The organism is Methylobacterium sp. Leaf361 (assembly GCF_001424445.1).
GTDB lineage: Bacteria > Pseudomonadota > Alphaproteobacteria > Rhizobiales > Beijerinckiaceae > Methylobacterium.
This window is the reverse complement of sequence record NZ_LMPY01000003.1, coordinates 232637-246969: the sequence shown is the minus strand read 5'-3', so window position 1 is coordinate 246969 and position 14333 is coordinate 232637. Positions and strand designations below refer to the sequence as shown.

General features: G+C 74.0%; 8 protein-coding genes and 1 pseudogene. 4 read left to right on the top strand and 5 right to left on the bottom strand.

Annotated elements, in window-relative coordinates:
- Window positions 1–16: 16 nt before the first annotated feature.
- Window positions 17–1213: a putative zinc-binding metallopeptidase gene (locus ASG32_RS04800; protein WP_026604947.1), complete on the bottom strand. Its 1197-nt coding sequence runs from the start codon at window positions 1211–1213 to the stop codon at window positions 17–19.
- Between the two features lie 197 nt (window positions 1214–1410).
- Between ASG32_RS04800 and ASG32_RS04795 the strand changes: the two genes are divergently transcribed.
- The 3 genes from ASG32_RS04795 (at window position 1411) to ASG32_RS04785 (ending at window position 8292) form a co-directional block, all read left to right on the top strand.
- Window positions 1411–4701: a transglutaminase family protein gene (locus ASG32_RS04795; RefSeq protein WP_056523227.1), complete on the top strand. Its 3291-nt coding sequence runs from the start codon at window positions 1411–1413 to the stop codon at window positions 4699–4701.
- A 157-nt stretch (window positions 4702–4858) separates the two neighbouring features.
- Window positions 4859–7396 (top strand): circularly permuted type 2 ATP-grasp protein, encoded by a 2538-nt coding sequence (locus ASG32_RS04790; RefSeq protein ID WP_056523125.1) that lies wholly within the window; start codon window positions 4859–4861, stop codon window positions 7394–7396.
- The gene (locus ASG32_RS04785) at window positions 7393–8292 is read left to right on the top strand and encodes a transglutaminase family protein (protein WP_056523123.1); all 900 of its coding nucleotides are present in this window, start codon (window positions 7393–7395) and stop codon (window positions 8290–8292) included. The genes ASG32_RS04790 and ASG32_RS04785 overlap by 4 nt, the downstream gene beginning before the upstream one ends.
- A gap of 123 nt (window positions 8293–8415) precedes the next feature.
- On the opposite strand, the gene ASG32_RS04780 is transcribed toward ASG32_RS04785, so the two are convergent.
- The 4 genes and pseudogenes from ASG32_RS04780 to ASG32_RS04765 form a co-directional block, all read right to left on the bottom strand.
- The gene (locus ASG32_RS04780) at window positions 8416–9027 is read right to left on the bottom strand and encodes an MSMEG_1061 family FMN-dependent PPOX-type flavoprotein (RefSeq protein ID WP_020093309.1); all 612 of its coding nucleotides are present in this window, start codon (window positions 9025–9027) and stop codon (window positions 8416–8418) included.
- 7 nt (window positions 9028–9034) lie between these two features.
- Window positions 9035–10741 (bottom strand): lysine--tRNA ligase, encoded by a 1707-nt coding sequence (locus tag ASG32_RS04775; RefSeq protein ID WP_056523121.1) that lies wholly within the window; start codon window positions 10739–10741, stop codon window positions 9035–9037.
- Window positions 10742–11066: 325 nt separating this feature from the next.
- Window positions 11067–11280 (bottom strand): annotated as a pseudogene (locus tag ASG32_RS04770) (hypothetical protein); the annotation flags it as partial.
- A 73-nt stretch (window positions 11281–11353) separates the two neighbouring features.
- A complete protein-coding gene (locus ASG32_RS04765) occupies window positions 11354–12301 on the bottom strand; it encodes a transporter substrate-binding domain-containing protein (RefSeq protein ID WP_042672727.1) in 948 nt (315 codons plus the stop codon).
- A 46-nt stretch (window positions 12302–12347) separates the two neighbouring features.
- Between ASG32_RS04765 and ASG32_RS04760 the strand changes: the two genes are divergently transcribed.
- Window positions 12348–14231 (top strand): glycosyltransferase family 2 protein, encoded by a 1884-nt coding sequence (locus ASG32_RS04760; RefSeq protein WP_056523119.1) that lies wholly within the window; start codon window positions 12348–12350, stop codon window positions 14229–14231.
- Window positions 14232–14333: the final 102 nt, after the last annotated feature.

Genomic DNA, 14333 nt, shown 5'->3' with positions numbered 1-14333 from the left:
GCCGCGACCGCCACCCTCACGCCGTCGGCGCCGCCACCTTCTGGCGCAGGCCCAGGATCACCGCGCGGAGCATCTCGGCGCCCGCCGCGCCGGCATCCGGCAGGGTGCCGGTGCGGGAGGCGTAGACCCGCTCGTGCACGAAGGCGAGCTTGGCGATCACCGCGGGTGTCAGCTTGAACGGGTAGAGCGCCGGCTGGCCCATGCTGTGGGACAGCGAGTTGATCGCGTAGGTGAGCGGCAGCCACGCGGCGATCAGCCGGTCGAGGTCGGCCGTGTTGTACGGGTCGAAGTCGATCACGGTCGGCGCCTGCGGCCCGGAAGGCCCCCGCTGGCGCAGGCGCGGGCGCACGTGCAGCTCGAAGGTCGAGGCGGTCTCCACCGTGTCGACGATGTGCAGGTAGTGCGCGAAGGTCTCGGCGAAATCCTCCCACGGATGGGCCGTGGCGTAGGCCGAGACGTAGGCCTCGTCCCAGTCGGCGGGGGCGCCCCTCGCGTAGTGGTCCTGCAGGGCCTGGACGTAGTCGCGGCGCTCGTCGCCGAACAGCGCCCGGAAGGCGTCCCAGTCGGGGCTGTTCAGCACCAGCAGGTACCAGAAGTAATGCCCGATCTCGTGCCGGAAATGGCCGAGCAGCGTGCGGTAATGCTCGCCGAACAGGATCCGGCGGCGCTCCCGCTCGACGTCGTCGGCCTCGGCGATGTTCATGGTGATCAGGCCGTTGATGTGGCCCGTCAGCACCGGCGGCCCGCCGGAGACGCTCTCGGACGGGTCGACCAGGAAGTCGAAGGCCAGCCCGTCCGTGTACTGGGCGCGGGTGGCGAGCGGCAGTTCCAGGCGCAGCAGCGAGTAGAACAGCCGGTGCTTGGCCGCCTCGATCTGGCGCCAGCGGGCGAGGTTCCAAGGCTGCGACAGGTCCGGCACCACGCGGTTGTGGCGGCAGGCGGTGCAGTAGATGTCGGGGCTGTCCTCCGGCACCAGCCAGTTGCAGGCCTGCGCGAGGGCGTTGTTGCACAGCCGGTAGCGCCGGCCGGGATCCGCGTAGGCGTGGAAGATCTGCGCGCCGCCCATCAGCGGGTGGGCCGAGAGCCCCTGCGGCTCCAGCGCCGAGACCTCGTGGACCGCGCAGGCGTAGCCCAGCGGCCGCGCGCAGCTCTCGCAGGCGGTCGCCTCGAAGGTGACCGGCTGGTCGCAGGCCTGGCACTGGAAGATCTTCATCGCGCGGTCCCGGGCCGGCGGCCGGCCCACCTGCCGGTCAAGCGGGGCCGGGCGGCAAAGTTCCTGCCAGCGGCCCGGACGGCCGGGCGACGCACGGAAATTGCTTGTTGCGCGATCCGTGTCGCATAACCGTGCGGTGGGCGCCGGCGCCAGGGACCGGCAGCGCGACCGCGTTCGATCCTTTCGACGGAGCCATCGTGTCGATCAGAGCCGCCCTGCACCACGTCACGCATTACCGCTACGACCGGCCGATCAGCCTGGGGCCCCAGGTGATCCGCCTGCGCCCGGCCCCCCACGCCCGTACCAAGGTCCCGGCCTACGCGCTCACGGTGACGCCCGCCAACCACTTCCTGAACTGGCAGCAGGATCCGAGCGGCAACTGGCTCGCCCGCCTGGTCTTCCCCGAGAAGACCGACGAGCTGAGGATCGAGGTCGACCTCACGGCCGACATGGCGGTGATCAACCCGTTCGACTTCTTCGTGGAGGACTACGCCCAGGTCCGGCCCTTCGCGTACGACCCCGCCCTCGCCGGGGAGCTGGCCCCGTATCTCACGCCCGTCGACGCGGATTGTCCCGAGATGGAGGCGCTGCTGGCCCGTCTCCCGGAGGAGACCAGCACGGTCCAGTTCCTGGTGGCGCTGAACGGCCTGATCGCCCGGGAGACCGCCTACGGCGTCCGCATGGAGCCGGGCGTGCAGACCCCCGCCGAGACCCTGCGGCTGAAGAGCGGCTCCTGCCGCGACTCGGCGTGGCTGCTCGTGCAGGTGCTGCGCCGGATCGGCCTCGCCGCCCGGTTCGTCTCCGGCTACCTGATCCAGCTCGTGCCCGACACGACCGCGGTCGACGGGCCGACCGGCGCGTCGGCGGACTTCACCGACCTGCACGCCTGGGCCGAGGTCTACCTGCCGGGCGCCGGCTGGGTCGGCATGGACGCGACTTCGGGCCTGCTCACCGGCGAGGGCCACATCCCGCTCGCCGCGACGCCGCACTACCACTCCGCCGCGCCGATCTCGGGGGCGATGGAGCCCGCCGAGACCACCTTCGACTTCAAGATGACGATCACCCGCGTCGCCGAGACGCCGCGGATCACCAAGCCGTTCTCGGAGGACGTCTGGGCCGCCATGGACGCGCTGGGCGAGCGGGTCGACGCCGACCTCGCCGCGCAGGACGTGCGGCTGACCATGGGCGGCGAGCCGACCTTCGTGTCGGTGGACGATTTCGAATCGCCCGAGTGGAACATCGCGGCCGTCGGCCCGACCAAGCGCGGGCTCGCCGACCAGCTGATCCGGCGCCTGCGCGACCGGTTCGGCCCGGGGGGGCTGCTCCATTACGGCCAGGGCAAGTGGTATCCCGGCGAGAGCCTGCCCCGCTGGGCCTTCGCGCTCTACTGGCGCAAGGACGGCAAGCCGATCTGGCGCGACCCGGACCTGATCGCGCCGGAGGTGGCCGCCGGGGAGGCGGGGCACGCCACCATCGCGCAGGCCGAGGCGCTCGCCGACGCGCTGGCCCGCCGCCTCGGCCTCGCCGACTACGTCTTCCCGGCCTTCGAGGACGGGGAGCTCTGGGAGCGGAAGACTGCGGAGCTGCCGGTCAACGTCACGCCGGCCGACGCCAAGTCGGGCTCGGTGGAGTTCGACGCCCGGATCAGGCGGGTCTACGCGCGGGGCCTCGGGGAGGCGGCCGGCTACGTCCTGCCGCTGGCGAGCCTGCCCACCGGCAAGGGCGGCGAGGCCGACCGCGTCTGGATCTCGGAGACGTGGGACTTCCGGCGCGGCGCCGCCTTCCTGGTGCCGGGGGACTCGCCCGTGGGCTTCCGCCTGCCGCTGTCGTCCCTGCCCTACGTGCCGCCGGAGCACTACCCCTATTACCAGCCGCAGGACCCGCTGGAGCCCCGCGCCACCCTCCCCGACGGGCACCCCGAGGGCCATCCCGGCGCCGCTGTGGTCAACGGCTCCGGCATCACCGGCGTCGCGGTGCGCACGGCCCTGTCGTTCGAGCCCCGGGACGGGGTGGTGCGGGTGTTCATGCCGCCGGTGCAGCGCGCCGACGAGTATCTGGAACTCGCGGGCCACCTGGAGGCGGCCGCCGCCGCGCTGAAGCTGCCGATCCACCTCGAGGGCTACGAGCCGCCCTACGACCCGCGGATCGGCGTCATCAAGGTCACCCCCGATCCCGGCGTGATCGAGGTGAACGTCCACCCGGCCGCCTCGTGGCGGGAGGCGGTCGCCATCACCACCGACCTCTACGCCGAGGCCCGCCAGACCCGGCTCGGCGCGGAGAAATTCATGACCGACGGGCGCCACACCGGCACCGGCGGCGGCAACCACGTGGTCATGGGCGGCGTCACGCCGGACGATTCCCCGTTCCTGCGCCGGCCGGACCTGCTCAAGAGCCTCGTGCTCTACTGGCAGCGCCACCCGTCGCTCTCGTACCTGTTCTCGGGCCTCTATATCGGGCCCACGAGCCAAGCGCCGCGCATGGACGAGGCCCGCCACGACGGGCTCTACGAGCTGGAGATCGCGCTGGCCCAGGTGCCGGCCCCGGACGCGCCCAACATCCCGCGCTGGCTCGTCGACCGGATCTTCCGCAACATCCTCGTCGACGTCACCGGCAACACCCACCGGGCCGAGATCTGCATCGACAAGCTCTACTCGCCGGACGGGCCGACCGGGCGCCTCGGCCTCCTGGAGTTCCGCGCCTTCGAGATGCCGCCGGACGCGCGGATGAGCCTCGCGCAGCAGCTCCTGCTCCGCGCCCTCGTGGCGTGGCTGTGGCGCGAGCCGCAGACCGGCGGCTGTGTCCGCTGGGGCACGAACCTCCACGATCGGTTCATGCTGCCGCATTTCCTCTGGTCCGACTTCCTCGCGGTGCTGGAGGATCTCCGGGCGGCGGGCTACGATTTCGATCCGGTCGCCTTCGAGGCGCAGGCCCTGTTCCGGTTCCCGGTCTTCGGCACGGTCGAGCAGGGCGGGGTCCGGATGGAACTCCGCCAGGCGCTGGAGCCCTGGCACGTGATGGGCGAGGAAGGGACCAGCGGGGGCACCGTGCGCTTCGTGGACAGCTCGGTCGAGCGGCTGCAGGTCAGGGTCGAGGGCTTCGTGCCCGAGCGGCACGTCATCGCCTGCAACGGCCGCCGCCTGCCCATGACCTCCACCGGCCGCGGCGGCGAGGCCGTGGCGGGCCTGCGCTTCAAGGCGTGGCAGCCGGCCTCCTCCCTGCATCCGACGATCCCCGCGCACTCGCCGCTGACCTTCGACATCCTCGACGCCTGGAGCGGCCGCTCCCTCGGCGGCTGCCGCTACCACGTCGCCCATCCGGGCGGGCGCAACTACGAGACCCACCCGGTCAACGCCTACGAGGCGGAGGGGCGGCGCCTCGCCCGGTTCCAGCCGAACGGCCACACGCCGGGCCGGCTGGAGATGCCCCGCCCGGAATCGAGCGCCGAGTTCCCGCTGACCCTCGACCTGCGGACGCCGGCCCCGCAATGACCCGCGATGTTCGGACATCCGGGGCGGACACCGGCGCGGTCGACAGAGCGCGACGCGCCCCCGCTCCCGTGCGGGAGAGGGACCCGCGCTCCGCTCTGCGGCCGCGTCGTCGTCCACGCTGCGTGGATCCGCGAGCCGCGATGACCCGGGATCCGTGATGGAGGCGGCGCTCGCGGGCAGCCGCGGCCGGGCCGAGCGGCCAGAGGGCGCGCGCGAGCGCGTCGCCCGCTGGAGCGCGGGCTACCGCCCCGCCCCCGGCCGGCCGGACGAGTTCCTGGGCGCCGACGGCGCGCCCCGCGGGGCGTGGCCGCGCCTGCTCGACCGTCTCGGCGGCCTCACCGAGCCGGAGATCATGGCCCGGTTCGTCGCGGCGGAGCGGCACATCCGGGACGCGGGCATCTCGTTCCGCATCGCCGGCGACCAGCGCGAGCACCCCTGGCCGCTGGGCTGCCTGCCCCTGGTGATCGAGGGGCCGGAATGGGCGGCGCTCAGCGCCGGCATCGTCCAGCGCGCGGAGCTGATGGAGGCGATCCTCGCCGACGCCTACGGCGAGGGCCGGCTGGTCGCCGAGGGGCTCCTCCCCGCCGCGATCGTGGCCGGCACGCCCGAGTTCCTGCACCCGCTCCACGGGGTCGCGCCCCCCGGCGGCCACTACCTCAAGCTCTACGCGGCCGATCTCGGCCGGGGACCGGACGGGCGCTGGCAGGTGCTCGCCGACCGGACCCAGGCGCCCTCGGGCCTCGGCTGGGCGCTGGAGAACCGCATGGTCCTGGCCCGGACCTTCCCGGACTTCTTCCAGGACCTCCACGTCGAGCGCCTGCCGGCCTTCTTCCAGGCGTTCCGCGACGGGCTGGCGCTGGGGGCGGAGCGCGCCGACCCGCGCATCTGCCTGCTGACCTCCGGCCCCTACAGCAGCACCTACGTCGAGCAGGCGGCGCTCGCCCGCTACCTCGGCCTGATGCTGGTGGAGGGCGACGACCTCGTCATGCGCGACGGGCGCCTGCACGTGCGCACCGTCTCGGGCCTGAAGCGGGCCGACGCCCTGTGGCGGCGGATCGACGCCGACTTCCTCGACCCCTCGGAGCTGAACCCGGCCTCGCGCCTCGGCGTGCCCGGCATCCTCGACGCCCTGCGCAACGGCTCCCTGGTGATGGCCAACATGCCGGGCGCGGGGCTCGTCGAGTCGGCCGCCCTCGCCCCCTACCTCGACGGCATCGCCCGGCGCGTCCTCGGCGAGCCGCTGCGGCTCGGCCATCCGCGCACGTGGTGGTGCGGCGACCTCGAGGGCTTGGCGCACGCGCGGGCCAACCTCGACAGCCTGATCCTGCGCCCGGCCGCCACGCCCCAGCGCGGGGCGGGGCGCGACGCGATCCTGGCCGGCCCGATCCTGGCGGCGGAGCGCGAGCGGGTCGTGGCGGCCCTGCGCGACCGGCCCTTCGACTACGTCGCCCAGGAGGCGGCGCCGCTCTCGACGATGCCGGGCTGGGAGCGCGGCCCGGACGGCCTGTTCCTGACGCCCCGCCCCTTCGTGGTCCGCGTCTTCGCCGCGCGGACGCCCCTCGGCTGGCAGGTCATGCCCGGCGGCTTCTGCCGGGTCTCGGAGCGCGAGGACGTCGACCCGATCGAGCTGCGGCTCGGCATCCGCTCCGCCGACGTCTGGGTCCTGTCCGAGGAGCCGGTCGCCGCGCCCCTGATCGGCACGCAGGCGGCGCCGCGGGTGCGGCGGGTCGGCGGGCACCTCCCCGCCCGGGCCGCCGACGGCCTGTTCTGGCTCGGCCGCTACCTGGAGCGCGGCGAGGCGGTGATCCGGCTGGTGCTCGCCCACCTGCGCAGCGTCGGCGACGCCGTCGGGACCGACATCTCGGGCGCCCTCGACACGCCGGCGGCCCTGGCGCTCCGGGCGCTGCTGCACGAGTGGGGCGCCATCGCGGCCGCCGACCTGCCGACCGCCCGCCTCGCCCAGGAGGCGCTGGCCGGGCGCGACCGGCCGGGCTCGGCCCGGTCCCACGTCATCGCGGCCCGCCGCAACGCCGCCGCGCTCCGCGCCCGCCTGTCGGGCGAGGCGTGGCGGGTGCTCGCCGACCTGAACGAGTTCCTGTCCCTCAACACCGAGCGGGCCTTCACCGAGTCGCAGCTCGCGGGCCGGGCCGAGCGGGCCCTGAGCCAGCTCGCGGCGCTCGCCGGCCTCACCCACGAGAATATGAGCCGCGCCGAGGGCTGGCACTTCATCGAGCTCGGGCGGCGGATCGAGCGGGCGATCAACACCGGCGCCTTCGCGCTGGCCTTCGCCAACGACGAGGCGACCCCCGGCTGCCTCGGGGTGATGCTGTCCCTGTGCGATTCGCAGATCAGCTACGGGCGGCGCTACCTGCAGGGGGCGGCCCTCGACCCCGTGCGCGACATGGTGCTGCTCGACCCCTACAACCCGCGCTCGATCGCCTTCCAGGCGGAGGCGATCACCCGGCACCTCGCCGACCTGCCGGCGCTCGCCGCGGACGGGATCCCCGAGCCCCATTGCCGCCTCGCGACCCGGATCCTGGCGGAGCTGCGCAGCGGCGAGGCCGCGGATTTCGACGCCGTGCGCCTGACCGCGCTCGCGACCGACCTCGAGCGCCTCGCCGACGGCATCGCGGCCCGCTATTTCCCCACCGGGCCGAACGCGCTGCGCCCCGAGAAGCTGACGGGGCTCGCGTGATCTATACGCTGCGCCACCGCACCGCCTACCGCTACGGCCGGCCGGTGCACTTCGCCCGCTGCACCCTGCGGCTCAAACCGCAGGATTGCGAGGGCCAGAGCGTGCTGGCGAGCGCGGTCACGATCGACCCGAGCCCCGCCCGCGCGGTGATGCGGCGCGACTATCTCGGGATCGACGCGGTGGCGATCACCCTGGAGACGCTCCACACCACCTTCAGCGTCGAGGCGCTCTCCACCGTGCGGGTCGAGCGCCCGGCCCCGCCGCCGCCCGAATCCGGGATGGCCTGGGAGCGGGTCCGCGACGCCGTTCTCGCCGGGCGCGACCTCGGCGGCCGGGCGCCGGTGCATTTCCTGTTCCCGAGCGGCCGGGTGCCGCTGCTGCCCGCGATCACCGACTACGCGCGGCCGAGCTTCGCCGCCGGCCGCAGCGCCTACGGGGCGGCCCACGACCTGATGCTGCGGATCGGCCGGGATTTCCGCTTCGATTCCAAGGCCACCACCGTCTCGACGCCGCTCGCCGACTCCTTCGCGCTCCGGGCCGGGGTCTGCCAGGACTTCGCCCACGTGATGATCGCGGCCCTGCGCGGCATGGGCCTGCCCGCGGCCTATGTCAGCGGCTACCTGCGCACGGTGCCGCCGCCCGGCCGGCCGCGCCTGCGCGGGGCGGATGCGAGCCACGCCTGGGTGGCGGTCTGGTGCGGCGCCGGCTGGCTCGGCCTCGACCCGACCAACGGCGTCGCGGTGCGGGACGACCACATCGTGGTGGCCCGCGGCCGCGATTACGGCGACGTGGCGCCGGTCGACGGCATCGTCAGCGGCTCGGGCAAGCAGCGCCTCAAGGTCGAGGTCGACGTCATCCCCGACACCGAGACGCGGGATCTCGCGCTGGTGGGATGAGGTGACGCTCCGTCATCGCGAGCGCAGCGAAGCGACCCAGGGCGGCGCGACATCCCCGAAGGTGGCGCGACACCGGATCGCTCCGCTCCGCCCGCAAGGACGGGGATGTCGCGGACGCCACCCTCACCACATCGACTTGGCCGCCCGCTCCGGCCATTCCGCGTCGTAGCGCTGGCCGCCGACCTCGCCCGCGGTCAGCGCCGCCAGGATCGCCCCCGGCGTCGGCAGGCTTCCCGGGTCGACGCGGGCTTCCGGATCCCACAGCCCGGCCCGGATGATCGCCCGGGCGCACTGGAAGTACACCTCCGCGACGGTGATCACGAGGGCGGTGCGCGGCGCGTGGCCGTCGACCCGGAACGAGGCGAGCAGGTCCGGGTCGGCCGAGATCACCGCCCGGCCGTTCACCCGCAGCGTCGTGCCGGAGCCCGGGATCAGGAACAGCAGCGCCACCCGCGGGTCGCGCACGACGTTGCGGAGCGAGTCGATCCGGTTGTTGCCCCGCCGGTCGGGCAGGATCAGCGTGCGCGGGTCGGCGACCCGCACGAAGCCCGGCCGGTCCCCGCGCGGGCTGCAATCGAGCCCCTCGGGGCCGGCGGTCGCCAGCACCGCGAAGGGCGAGGCCGCGATCAGCGCCGCGTAGTCCGGCGTGATCGCGGCCGCCACCTTCACCGTCGAGGCGGGCGCCAGGGGCGCGCTGTAGAGCGCCTCCAGCGCGGCGAGATCGTCGACGATCATCGCGCCCTCACGCGACCGGGGCGGCCTTGCCGGCCGCGAAGGCTTCGTGCTCGGCGACCAGCGCCCCCGACAGCGCCGAGGCGATCAGGCCCCGGGTCTCGTCGACGCCGTAGAGGGCCACGAAGGAGCCGAACCGGGGTCCGCGCGCCTCACCGAACAGCACGTTGTAGAGGCTCGTGAACCACGCCTGCGACACGCCGGGCCGCCCGTCCGGGCTCTTGGCCTTGCCGGACGTGTCGGGGAAGTGGCGCCGGCCGACCTCGTAGATCGCCGCCTGCAGGGCCTCGGGATCGGTGGAGCCGGCATGCTCGGCCAGCGTCTCCGACAGGTCCTCCAGGGCCGCCCGCTCCTCGGGCGTCGGCGCCCGGTAGGTCTTGGCCGGCCGCACGAAGTCCGAGAAGTACTTCAGGGCGTGCTTCACCAGCCGGTCGAGGCCCGGATGGGTCTCCGGCCCGGTCCGCGGCGCGTAGCGGCGGATGAAGCCCCACAGCACCGCCGGATCCTCGGTGTTGGCGACCGCCGCGAGGTTGAGCAGCATCGCGAAGGTCAGGCTCGCGCCCTCGACCCGCTCGGGCTCCGGCGGGGTGCCGGCGTGGAGGTGCCAGACCGGGTTGCCCAGCCGCAGCTTCGCGTCCTGGCCGGCGTAGCGGTCGAGGAAGCCGATATACTCGTCGACGTGCCGGGGGATCACGTCGAAGAACAGGCGCTTGGCCTCGCGCGGCTTGTTGTACATGAACAGGGCGAGCGATTCCGGCGTGCCGTAGGTGAGCCACGCGTCGATGGTCAGGCCGTTCCCCTTCGACTTCGAGATCTTCTGGCCCTTCTCGTCGAGGAACAGCTCGTAGTTGAACCCCTCCGGCGGCTCGCCGCCGAGCGCCCGGGCGATCTTGCCTGAGAGCTTGACCGAGTCGATCAGGTCCTTGCCGGCCATCTCGTAATCGACGCCGAGCGCCACCCAGCGCATCGCCCAGTCGGGCTTCCACTGCAGCTTGGCGTGGCCGCCGGTCACCGGAGTCTCGTAGCGCTCGCCCGTGGCGGGATCGCGCCACACGATCGTGCCGCTCTCCGCCCTCACCTCGTCGATCGGCACCTGCATCACGTGGCCGGTGACCGGGTGGAGCGGCAGGAACGGCGAGTAGCTCGCCGAGCGCTCGGCCCGCAGCGACGGCAGCATGATCTCCATCACGGAATCGTAGCGCTCCAGCACGCGCAGGAGCGTCGCGTCGAACACGCCCGCGCGGTAGCACTCGGTCGCCGAGCGGAACTCGTAGGCGAACCCGAACGCGTCGAGGAAGCGGCGCAACTCGGCGTTGTTGTGCGCGCCGAAGCTGTCATGGGTGCCGAACGGGTCCGGCACGCGGGTGAGCGGCTGGTTGAGGTGCGCGGCCAGCATCTCCCGGTTCGGGACGTTGTCGGGAACCTTGCGCAGCCCGTCCATGTCGTCCGAGAAGGCGATCAGCCGGGTCGGCACCGCGTCGCGGGTGAGCACCCGGAAGGCGTGGCGCACCATGGAGGTGCGGGCGACCTCGCCGAACGTGCCGATATGCGGCAGGCCCGACGGGCCGTAGCCGGTCTCGAACAGCACCTCGGTCTTGCCGGATTTCTCCAGCCGCGCCACGAGCTTGCGCGCCTCCTCGAAGGGCCAGGCGGCGGCGTTGGCGGCGGCCTCGATCACGTCGGCGTCGAGGGTCAGGGCTGGGGGAGCGGCGGGCATGTCGTTGGAGACGATCTTCAGGGCTGAACGCGTTGGGGAGCGCGCACCCTAGAGCGGTTCGCATCGGAGCGGAACGCCCGGAGGTGCAATGCGGGGTTCCATCGCGGGCTCGCGCGTGAGGCCTGTGCGTGCGGCCTATGACAGCGTGGGCCGGTTTCGGCTTGGCAGACGCACGCTCGATCCGCTCGGCTTCCTGCGCGTGGTGGCCGACTCGCGAATCCCGGATCTCCGAATCTCGCCCTCATCCTGAGGTGCCGCGCAGCGGCACCTCAGGATGAGGGCGAGGAGAGGAAGTCCCGAGTCGAACAGGCTCTCGGCGCCGAACCTTGGCCCAGATGGCGCGGATCTCCGCATCGGTGGCGCGATCGCCGCGCGCCTCGGCGGCCCCGGATTCGTCGAGCTCCGCCTCTTCCTCCGGGGTGAACCGGTAAACCGGGGCCTCGTCCCCCGCGAAGGCCAGCATGAGCCGGGCGCTCTCGTCCTGAGGGTCCGGGGACGGGTCGCGCCTTCGCCACCGCCTGCTCGAGCAGATCCGCCACGGTGCCGTCCGCGTGCCGTCCGACAACCGAAGCCCGGCAGCAGGATCCCCATTCCTGCTGGCGACGAAAGCCCTCAGAACGGGCTGACGGGGAAGAACCGCAGGTACAGCTCGGTGTACTTGCCGTCGTCCCAGACCCGCTGGAGCGCGTCGTCCAGCGCCCGGGAGAGGGCGGCGTCCTCCTGGCGGGTGATCAGGCCGATCCCCTCCCCGAAATAGCGGTTCTCGAGGTAGTCGCCGCCGGTGAGCGCGCAGCAACTCTCCGCGTCCTGGCCGCCGACGAACAGGGCGAGGTTGAGGCCGTCGGCGAACAGGTAGTCGATCTCGCCGCGCTTGAGCGCGCTCTCGGCCGCCGTGAGATCGGTGAAGTCCTTCGGCACGGCCTTCGGGAAGAACGCCTTGAGGTAGGCCGCGTGGGCGCTGCCGGCGATGACCCCGACGCTGCGGCCGGCGAGCGCCGCCGCGGAGGGGACCGGCAGGCCCTTGTCGGCCCGGGCCGCGAAGCGCGCCGGCCAGCGGAAATACGGCCGCGTCGCCAGGAATCGCGACCGCAGGGACGCGGTCAGCGGGATGGCGGCCGCGACCACGTCGCCCTGCTTGCCGTCGAGGGCGTCGAGCAGGGTGTCGAAGCGGCGCGCCTGCACCGTGCAGGTGATCGTCAGCTTCTCGCAGACCGCCCGGGCGAGCTCGACCACGAAGCCCGTCGGGTTGCCGTCGGGGCCGGCGAAGTGCAGCGGCGGGAACTCGTCGTCCGTGAGGAAGCGGACCGCCCGGCCGGTCTGCGGCGCCTCCACACGCTCGCCCCGGCTGCGCGGGTTCCAGAAATCCGGGATCGTGACGGCGGGGGTGGCGGTGACGCCCGTGGCCGGCGCGGCCGGGGGCGCCGCGGCGGCGGCCGGCCCCGCGAGGAGCGCCGCGACCGCGGCCGCCGCGATCCGGGATGGGATGGCTGTCCTATCGCCTCTTGACGACGGGGACGGGGCGGTGCTCCTCTCGGAGCGCGGGGGCGGGGACTGGCTCACCCCCCCTCCTCTACCACGTCCTCGGGCCGCCGGGGGAGCGCGCGGCGTGTCGTTCCAGCGCCCGCCCGCGGGGCCGGAGGGCCTGCCGCCGGAGATCGCCTTCCTGCTGGACGAGGGCGTCGACGCGCGGCTGCTGGCCCGGGCCGCCGCCGCGGCGACCGCGGCCGGGACCGACGCGGCGACCGCGCTGATGAATGCCGGCCTGATCGCGGAATCGGCCTACTACGCGGCCCTGGCCCGGGCGCTCGGCGCCCCCTACCTCGACGGCCCGATCCCGTTCGGCCTGGGCCTGCGCTTCCCCGACAGCCTCGTGGCCGGCCTCGCGCCGCTGGCACCGGGCGCGGTGGCGCCCTGGGTCCTGGCGCCCCGCGGGCGGGCGATCGCGGACCTCCTCGACGCCGCCGGCCGCGCCGCTGGCCACGCCGCCGTGCCGGCGATCACCAGCCCTACCCGCCTGCGCGAGGCCGTGTTCGCGTCCGTGCCCGGGCAGGTGGCGGATCACGCGGCGCACGACCTGCGGCGGCACGGCCCCGAGTGGGCGGCCGCCCCCGAGCCGGCCTTCCGCTGGCTGCTGGTCCTCGCCCTCGGCGGGACCGCCGCGCTCTGCCTGTGCGCGGCGCTGCCGGCCCCGCTGGCGCGCGCGGTAATGACGGCCGGTCAGGTCCTGTTCCTGGCCATGGCGACCCTGCGGATCGCGGCCCTCGCCATCGCGGCTCCGGTCGCCGCGGAGGCGGTGGTGCCCCTCGCCGAGGCCGACCTGCCGGTCTACACGATCCTCGTCCCCCTCCACCGCGAGGCGGCGGTGGTGCCGGACCTGCTCAGGGCGCTCTCCGCCCTCGACTATCCGGCCGCCAAGCTCGACATCAAGCTGCTGCTCGAGGCGGACGACGCGGAGACCGCCGCGGCCCTCCCCCGCGACACCCTCCCGGCCCGGTTCGAGGTGATCACGGTGCCGCCGGGCGGCCCGCGCACCAAGCCGCGGGCGCTCAACGCCGCGCTGCCGCTGGCTCGCGGCACCCTGATCACGGTCTACGACGCCGAGGACGTGCCCGATCCCGGGCAACTGCGGCTGGCGGCCGCCCTGTTCGCGCGCCTGCCCGCGCGGACCGCCTGCCTCCAGGGGCGGCTCGTGATCGACAATGCCGGCGATTCGCGCCTCGCCCGTGCCTTCGCCCTCGAATATGCCGGGCTGTTCGACGTGCTGAACCCGGCCTTCGCCCGCTGCGGCCTGCCGGTCCCGCTGGGCGGCACCTCGATGCACCTGCGCACCGACGTGGTGCGGGCTCTGCACGGCTGGGACGCCCACAACGTCACCGAGGACGCGGATCTCGGCCTGCGCCTCGCGCTGGCGGGCTACACCGTCGGCGACCTTCCCAGCCCTACCTTCGAGGAGGCGCCGGCCCGCCTCGGGCCCTGGCTCGGCCAGCGCACCCGCTGGCTGAAGGGCCTGGTCCAGACGAGCCTCACCCACGGGCGGCACCCGCTGGCCAACGCCCGCAGGCTCGGCGGCCTGGAGACGCTCTGCGCCGCCGCCCTGGTCCCCGGGACGGTGGTCTCGGCGCTCGCCTACCCGGCCTGCCTCGCCGCGGCGGCGTGGTCCTTCCTGGTCCGGGACATCCCGGCCGCCCCCGTCTTCCTGGACAACCTCTCCACGGGGCTCGCCATCACGCTGTTCGGGACGGGGCTCGCCGCCCTGGTCCTGCCCGCCCTCGTCGGCTGCGCCCGGCGCGGCTGGGGGGACCTCGCCCGGTCGGTCCCGTGGATGCCGGTCTACTTCCTGCTGGTCAGCCTCGCCGCGTGGCTGGCGCTGATCGAACTGGTCCGGGCGCCGCTGCGCTGGAACAAGACCCGGCACGGCCTCGCGCGGACCTCCCGCAGCGGCCGCCGGCGGCGGGCGTACCCTGCGACAGCCTGCGACACCGGGACGTGACCGGGCGGCGGCGGATGCGCGTCGGCTTGATCTGGATCAGTCGCGGGCCCGCGCCGGGCCGCTAGCTTGGCCAGCCGGCTCCCGCCCGCGCCGCGGGCGGCC